Below are 7897 nucleotides of genomic sequence, written 5' to 3' on the forward strand. Positions count from 1 at the left end.
CTTTGTTATACTCTGACCTTGGTGCCCTTGCTGTCACGCTTTCCAAGCTTCAGATTGTTCAGGACAAGTTCCTTGCCCTTATATTCAATGGTGGTCTCTACGGCATTCTTCGTATAATATACATTTTCCACCTGATCACCGTCGCCCAGTTTCATGCCGCGGACGCCGATGGCTCCTTTTTTCTTCTCAGGAATCTCATCTACGGCAAAGCGTAGAAAAAAACCGGCCTTTGTCTGTAATACGATATTCCGCTGATCCGTAAGAGCCGTAACGCTGACAACGCTGTCGCCCTCCGCCAGCTTCGTGGCTGCAACGGTGCGCTTGGTCACATCGAACTCTCCGCCATCTACCACCTTCAACATGGACTGTGCAGTGGCAAAGATCACCTGACACAGATTCAGTTCCTTCTGACTGGTGATATAGACGATCTCTTCGGTCTTCTGGCTGAAGTTACTCACGTTGTCAATGGGCGTGCCTTTGTCACGGAACTTGCCGTAAGGCAGGTCCAGCACCTTGATAGTGTGCATCTGTCCGGTGGTGGTAAACAGGCAGAGCCTTCCGGTATTTTTACAGGTAAAGATGTATTTATTTTCTGCATCTGCGGCTTCTTTATTCCGCTCGTAAGTAGAAACATCCACGGTTTTGGCGTAGCCAAAACGATCCATCAGGAAGACGACATCCATCTCTTCCAGTTCTTTTTCCTTGTAGACCGCTTCCTGTCCGTTCTCGATGACAGTTTTGCGGGGATGGCTGTATTCCTTCTTGAATCCGTCCAGTTCATTCATGATGACCTGGGCCATGGAATCTCTGCGGTCCAGAATATCCTCATAGCGATAGATGTTTGCCATGGTCTCTTCGTGTTCGTTGATCAGTGCTTCCAGTTCCAGACCGATCAACTTATACAGACGCATCTCTAAGATGGCATTGGCCTGTTTTTCGGTGAACATCAGCTGGGCTGCCATGATCCTGGATTCCTTGGACTTGAACTTGATGCCATCGACCTTACCCTCTACGAGACAGGCTTTTGCCATGGCACGATCCTTGGATCCGCGTAAAATTTCAATGACCAGATCGATCACATTGCAGGCCTTGATCAGACCTTCCTGAATCTCCTTGCGTTCCTGCTCCTTGGCCAATAGATTGGTATATTTTCTGGTAGCCACTTCAAACTGGAAGTCTACATTGGCCTTGATGATCTGCTTTAAGCCCATAGTCTCTGGTCTGCCGTTTGCGATAGCCAGCATATTGACACCGAAGGTATCCTCCAGACGAGTCTTTTTATAGAGCATATTTACAAAGTTCTCGGGATCGGCATCCTTACGAAGTTCGATGACGATACGGATGCCTTCCTTGGAAGATTGGTTGGAAATATCCACAATATCCTGTGTCTTCTTCGTCTCGGAAAGAGCGGCCACGTCGGATAAAAACTTCGCAATATTGGCACCGATCATGGTATAGGGGATCTCGGTGATCACTACATTGGTCTTTCCAGCTTTTCCCTTCTGGAATTCCACTTTGCCCCGCAGCTTGATCTTGCCGGTTCCGGTCTCATAGATGTCTTCCAGTTCATCCTTATTGATAACGATGCCGCCGGTGGGAAAATCCGGCCCCTTCAGGTAACGCATCAGTTCTTTTGTTGTGATCTCATTATTGAGCATATAAGCCTTTACGGCGTCAATGACTTCCCCGAGATTATGAGGGGGAATGCTGGTGGCCATGCCTACGGCGATACCTTCGGAACCATTAACCAACAGGTTCGGAATCTTTACCGGCAGTACGGACGGCTCTTTTTCCGTCTCATCGAAGTTCGGAACAAAGTCTACCACATCCTTGTCCAGATCTGCCAAAAAAGCCTCCTGCGTCACCTTCTGAAGTCTTGCCTCGGTATAACGCATGGCTGCGGCACCATCTCCTTCAATGTTGCCGAAGTTACCATGGCCGTCGATCAGGGGCATGCCCTTTTTGAAATCCTGGCTCATGACTACCAGTGCCTCATAGATGGAACTGTCGCCGTGGGGGTGATATTTACCCATGGTATCACCTACGATACGGGCACTTTTACGGTAGGGGCGGTCGTAACGGATCCCCAGTTCGTGCATATCGTAGAGAGTTCTGCGCTGTACCGGTTTCAGACCGTCTCTGACATCCGGCAAAGCTCTGGCGATAATAACGCTCATGGCATAGTCGATGAACGATTTCTGCATCTCCTCGGAGTATTCTGTTTTTATGATTCTGCTGTCGTCCATTTCTGGTCCTCGCCTTTCTGACATTACATTTCAGGATCTTACGATACTAGATGTCTAATTCCGCATCTGTAGCGTGATCATAAATAAAGGCTTTTCTGGGCGGTACATCTGTTCCCATGAGAAGCTCGGTCATCTCGGAAGCCATGCGGGCATCCTCGATCTCTACTAATTTCAACAATCTGCGTTCCGGATCCAGTGTGGTCTCCCACAGCTGTTCGGCATCCATCTCACCCAGACCTTTGTATCGCTGTAAGGTAAAGGGACTCTTGTGGGTCTTGCGGTATTTTTCCAGTGCCTTATCATCATACAGATATTTTTCTTCTCCCTTGGAGGGCATGGCCTTATATAAGGGAGGCATTGCTATGTATACGTGGCCTTCGAAGATCAGATCCGGCATGAAACGATAGAATAAGGTCAGCAGCAACGTGGAAATATGTGCGCCATCCACATCGGCATCCGCCATGATAATGATCTTGTCATAGCGCAGCTTACTAATATCGAAATCGTTGCCGTAGCCCTCGGAAAATCCGCAGCCGAAAGCGTTGATCATGGTCTTGATTTCGGCGTTGGCCAGTACTTTGTCAATGCTGGCTTTCTCTACGTTCAGGATCTTACCGCGGATCGGAAGGATGGCCTGATACATACGGTTTCTGGCAGTCTTGGCACTGCCGCCCGCAGAGTCACCCTCTACGATGAAGATCTCACACTTGGAGGGATCTCTGGACTCGCAGTTTGCAAGTTTTCCGTTGGAATCAAAGGAGAACTTCTGCCTGGTCAGCATATTGGTCTTGGCTTTTTCCTCTGTCTTACGGATCTTGGCTGCCTTTTCCGCACAGCCGATAATGCTCTTCAAAGTCTCCAGATTGCGGTCGAAGAACCGGACGATCTCTTCGCCGGTCACCTTGGCCACGGCCTTGGCGGCATCCTGGTTGTCCAGTTTCGTCTTGGTCTGGCCTTCGAAACGGGGATCCGGGTGCTTGATGGATACCACTGCCGTCATTCCGTTCCGGACATCGGCACCGGTAAAGTTCGCATCCTTTTCCTTTAAAATGTTCAGCTCTCTGGCATAGGTATTGATCACATTGGTGAACTGGGTCTTAAAGCCGGTAAGGTGGGTACCGCCTTCAGAGTTGTAAATGTTATTACAGAAGCCCAGTACATTCTCATGAAATTCATTCACATACTGGAAGGCCACTTCCACAGAGATTCCTTCGCTCTCGCCGGAAAAGAAAATGACATCATGTACGGTCTCCTTGGAATGGTTCATATCCTTTATAAAGCCAATGATACCTTCCGGCTCATGATAAGTGACCTTCTCCGGCTCTTCTTTTCTTTTATCTTCAAAAATGATCGTAAGCTTCGGGTTCAGGTAAGCGGTCTCATGGAGACGGCTCTTAACATCATCTTCCTTGAAACGGGTCTTGTCGAAGATGGTATCATCCGGCAGGAAATTGATGGTCGTACCGGTCTCTCTGGTCTTGCCCACTACGGGAAGCAGACCGTCCACCAGATCCATGACGGGGATACCTCTCTCGTAATGATCCTCATAGATGCAGCCACCGCTCTTGACTCTGACAGTCAACCTTGTAGAAAGTGCATTTACTACAGAGGAACCTACACCGTGCAGACCACCGCTGGTCTTATAAGCGGAGTTGTCAAATTTACCGCCGGCATGCAGGGTCGTGAATACCAGACGTTCCGCACTGATCCCTTTTTCGTGCATTCCCACGGGAATACCACGTCCGTTATCTTCTACGGTGGCGGAACCGTCCGCCTCCAGAGTTACTTTTATCGTATCGCAGTATCCGGCCAGATGCTCGTCCACAGAGTTATCTACGATCTCGTAGATCAGGTGGTTCAGACCCTTGGTGGAGACACTGCCGATATACATTCCGGGTCTCTTTCTTACCGCTTCCAGACCTTCCAGAACGGTAATACTCGAGGCGTCATAATTATTGTCTTTTGCCATGAAATGGAACTCCTTATCAACACATGATTGTCTTTAGTATAGCATAGATTTTGTGTTTGGAAAAGAAAAAAATACAAGGGATAGCATAGCACCCTGCCAGAAATAAAAAACCACCAGTTCCCTGATTCTGAACTGGTGGTATAGGAGTCTGTTAAGAAATACCCTTGAATTTATAATTCTTATGATTTTGCGACTGTAGTGCTCCAAAGGACAGCAGGCGGTTATCACGGAATATCAGTTTTCCCTGCTCTCCTTCTTTCAACGTTGCAAAAATGGTATCTTCCACTTCCAGTATGACGCAGTTTTCAGGATGATCCATGTCCTGAAAGTTAATCTGATTCACCGCTTCTGTTTCTACCAGACCTGTTGTCACATTCGTGTTCTGAATATAAACGGCCTGGGAGGTATCGGCACTTGTATTTTTCGAAAGCACGACCGCTTTTTCCATGGTCTGTGTGCGCAAAGCCCCCTTACCGCGGCGGCACAGGCATAAGTAACAGATCCAGAGAACAACCGCTATTAAAAACAGGACGGTTAAAATGTTTTCCAATAAGCTGAACTGCATTGGATTTATCATATGGCACCTCCAGAAAATATTATTACACCGTGATCTTCTTACAGCATGCCAGTGCCAGGGAGCCGGGGCCGATATGGCAGGCAACGCTTAAGGACAGAGGATCTAAATGGATATCATAACCGGGGAACTCCGCCTCCACTTCGGTGCGGAACTGCTCTGCTGCGGCTCTGTCGTAGGTATAGGCGATCTGCATCCAGATATGCTTGTCTTCCGTCATACCGCCGAAACGCTCGTTAATGTCCTTTTTGATGGCATTGATCATCATGGTCTTGCCCTGTGTGGTGGTTCGGGCCTTTGCGAAAGCATCCAGCTTTTCTCCCTGAATAGTCAGTACCGGTTTCAGACGAAGCATAGTGCCGATGGCTGCGGCCGCCGGAGTGATCCGTCCGCCTTTTTTCAGATAATACAAGGTGTCCAGCATAATATAGATACTGCTGTTGAATTTATCATTTTCCAGGAATTCTTTGATCTGGGCCGCGTCTTTACCGGCTGCCGCAAGCTGCAGGGCATCCAGTGCAGACTGACGCTGGGTTACGGAGATTCTCTGGTTGTTCACGACCTGAACTCTGCCATCATAATCTGCCGCAAAGGCCATGGCACTCTGACAGGAACCGGACAGACCGCTGCTCATGGGAATGTGTACAATCTCGTCATATTCCTGCAAAAGCTTGTCCCACAGACTGGTGACACTGTCAGGAGACGGCTGGCTGGTGGCAATATTGGCACCGGATTTCAGCTTTTCATAGAACTGCTCCTGTGTCAGGTCAATATCTTCATAATAAGTGACTTCATCAATCATAAAAGGCATGGGAAGTACATAAATTCCAATTTTTTTCCCCTCCGCCTGCGTAATACCGCTGTTACTGTCTGTTACAATTGCTATTTTTGCCATTTGGTATCTAAACCTTCCCTTTGCATTATTTTGCAGAAATTACCCGATTCGCAGTTTGAAACTTTGAACCTAAAAGTAATTTTACTGTCAGATGGTCCGAAAGTCAACCATATTTGCCGAGCGATGTTCCTCAAAATATTGCCGCAACGGCAGCGTGTCTTCGCTGCTCAGTTCCGGATCTGAGCATAACAGCGTATCTACGGCTTCAGAAGCCTCCTTTAACAGTGATGCATCCGTATAGATATCTCCCAGTACAAAAGAAAATTCACCGCTCTGCCGGATTCCGAAGATATCACCGGGGCCTCGTAACTTCAGATCCTCGGAAGCAATATGGAAACCGTCGTTGGAATGGTTCAGGATCTGCAGACGTTCCATGGTCTCTTTGGCCTCGGAAGTACTGATGAAAATACAATAGCTCTGGAATTCTCCACGTCCTACACGTCCCCGCAGCTGGTGCAGCTGTGCCAGACCGAAGCGCTCTGCGTTCTCCACCATCATTACCGTGGCATTGGGAACATTGATGCCGACTTCAATGACTGTGGTAGAGACTAAGACATCGATCTTCTTATCAGCAAATTCTTCCATGATACGGTTTTTGTCTGCTGGGCGCATTTTTCCATGGAGGTAAGCTACTTGAACGGAAGGTGGCAGAGCTGCCCGGAGTTTCTCCGTATAATCTACTACATTCTCTAGGTCTTCCGCTTCCCCTTCCTCCACCATGGGACAGATGACATAAGCCTGTCTTCCCGAGGCCACTTCTTTTGCAATAAATTCATAGGCCTTGGGACGATAGGAAGTTCCTACGACGCAGTTCTTGATCGGCAGACGATTTGCAGGAAGCTCATCCACGACAGAAACTTTCAGATCACCGTATAAAATGATGGCCAGCGTCCGGGGAATGGGGGTGGCACTCATGACCAGTACATGGGGTTCTTTTCCTTTGGCGGCCAGTGTCTCCCGCTGTCTTACTCCGAAACGGTGCTGCTCATCCGTTACCACCAGTGCTAGGGAAGAATATTCCACCTTTTCCTGGATCAGGGCATGGGTTCCAATGATCAGATTAGCTTCTCCGGAAGCAATTTTCGCATAAGCCTCCCGCTTCTCCTTCGCCGTCATAGAGCCTGTCAGAAGCACCGGACGAAAAGCAATGCCATATTTTTCTACATAGCCCGAAATGGTCTCAAAATGCTGTACAGCCAATACCTCCGTAGGGGCCATCATTGCTCCCTGATAACCATTAGCCGCACACATGAGAAGTGCCAGCACTGCCAGGATCGTCTTACCGGAGCCTACATCTCCCTGAATCAGGCGGTTCATGGCATAAGGACTTCCCATATCCTCCCTGAGCTCCCCCCAGACCTTTTTCTGGGCTTTTGTCAGAGGAAACGGCAGTTGCTCCAGAAATCTTACGGTATCCGCGGTCTCATACATGGGAAAATGATTCTCCGTCTTCGCCGCCAGATCTTTATTTTTCCGAAGAACCAGTAAAAAAGAAAAGAATTCTTCGAATACGATACGGTTCCTTGCTGCCAGCAGTTCCTCCCGGTTTTCCGGGAAGTGCAGTGAATTGACAGCTTCCCTGTGGGAAAGCATGGGTATTTTTTGCAATACGGACTGCGGCAGATATTCTTTTTCCGGGGGATAATATTCCAGTGCCTGGGCTACGGACTTCTGCACCGTCTGGTTGGTCAGTCCTTTGGTCAGGGCATATCTGGGCAGAAGCCGACCTGATTTTTTCTGATATTCCTCCCAGGTAAACATTCTGGGCTGCTCCATGATCTTATGAGTGCCCCTCTGCTGTACCAGACCACGGAACAGATAGAATCCGCCGGGTTTTAACACCTTTTTTAAAAATGGCATATTGAAAAAAGTTAGCTGAATGGAATCTCCGTTGTCATCCGTCAGCACAGCGTTCAGGATCGACAGATTCCGGACCTTCTTCACATTGGGAATGGCCGTGATCCGCCCATAGATGGCCTGCACACTGCCGGCAGACACCTCCCGGATGGATACCGGAGCATCGTAAGTCTCATAATCCCTGGGATAATGGCGGATCAGATCGTCTACGGTATAGACATTGATCTTGCCGAACAGAGCCGCCGTCTTCTCTCCCACACCTTTTATTCTGTTCACAGGTATTGCATCCCTCATACCGGTTCCTCTTTTCTATACTAAATTGAAATTTAGCGAAATATCCCCGTAGCCCTTGGCAG

General features: G+C 48.5%; 5 protein-coding genes. All 5 read right to left on the bottom strand.

Going from position 1 to position 7897, the window contains the following annotated elements:
- Positions 1-5: 5 nt before the first annotated feature.
- A complete protein-coding gene (locus DW835_RS16045; RefSeq protein WP_118669115.1) occupies positions 6-2246 on the bottom strand; it encodes a DNA topoisomerase (ATP-hydrolyzing) in 2241 nt (746 codons plus the stop codon).
- A gap of 46 nt (positions 2247-2292) precedes the next feature.
- Positions 2293-4215 carry a DNA topoisomerase subunit B gene (locus tag DW835_RS16050; protein WP_118669116.1) on the bottom strand — a complete coding sequence of 641 codons (1923 nt, stop codon included), beginning with the start codon at positions 4213-4215 and terminating at the stop codon, positions 2293-2295.
- 151 nt (positions 4216-4366) lie between these two features.
- Positions 4367-4792 carry a DUF2500 family protein gene (locus DW835_RS16055; protein WP_118669117.1) on the bottom strand — a complete coding sequence of 142 codons (426 nt, stop codon included), beginning with the start codon at positions 4790-4792 and terminating at the stop codon, positions 4367-4369.
- Between the two features lie 22 nt (positions 4793-4814).
- Positions 4815-5684: a DegV family protein gene (locus DW835_RS16060; RefSeq protein ID WP_118669118.1), complete on the bottom strand. Its 870-nt coding sequence runs from the start codon at positions 5682-5684 to the stop codon at positions 4815-4817.
- A gap of 87 nt (positions 5685-5771) precedes the next feature.
- A complete protein-coding gene (gene recG / locus DW835_RS16065) occupies positions 5772-7817 on the bottom strand; it encodes an ATP-dependent DNA helicase RecG (RefSeq protein WP_347559398.1) in 2046 nt (681 codons plus the stop codon).
- Positions 7818-7897: the final 80 nt, after the last annotated feature.

It is taken from the genome of Clostridium sp. AM34-9AC (assembly GCF_003480225.1).
Taxonomy (GTDB): domain Bacteria; phylum Bacillota; class Clostridia; order Lachnospirales; family Lachnospiraceae; genus Acetatifactor; species Acetatifactor acetigignens.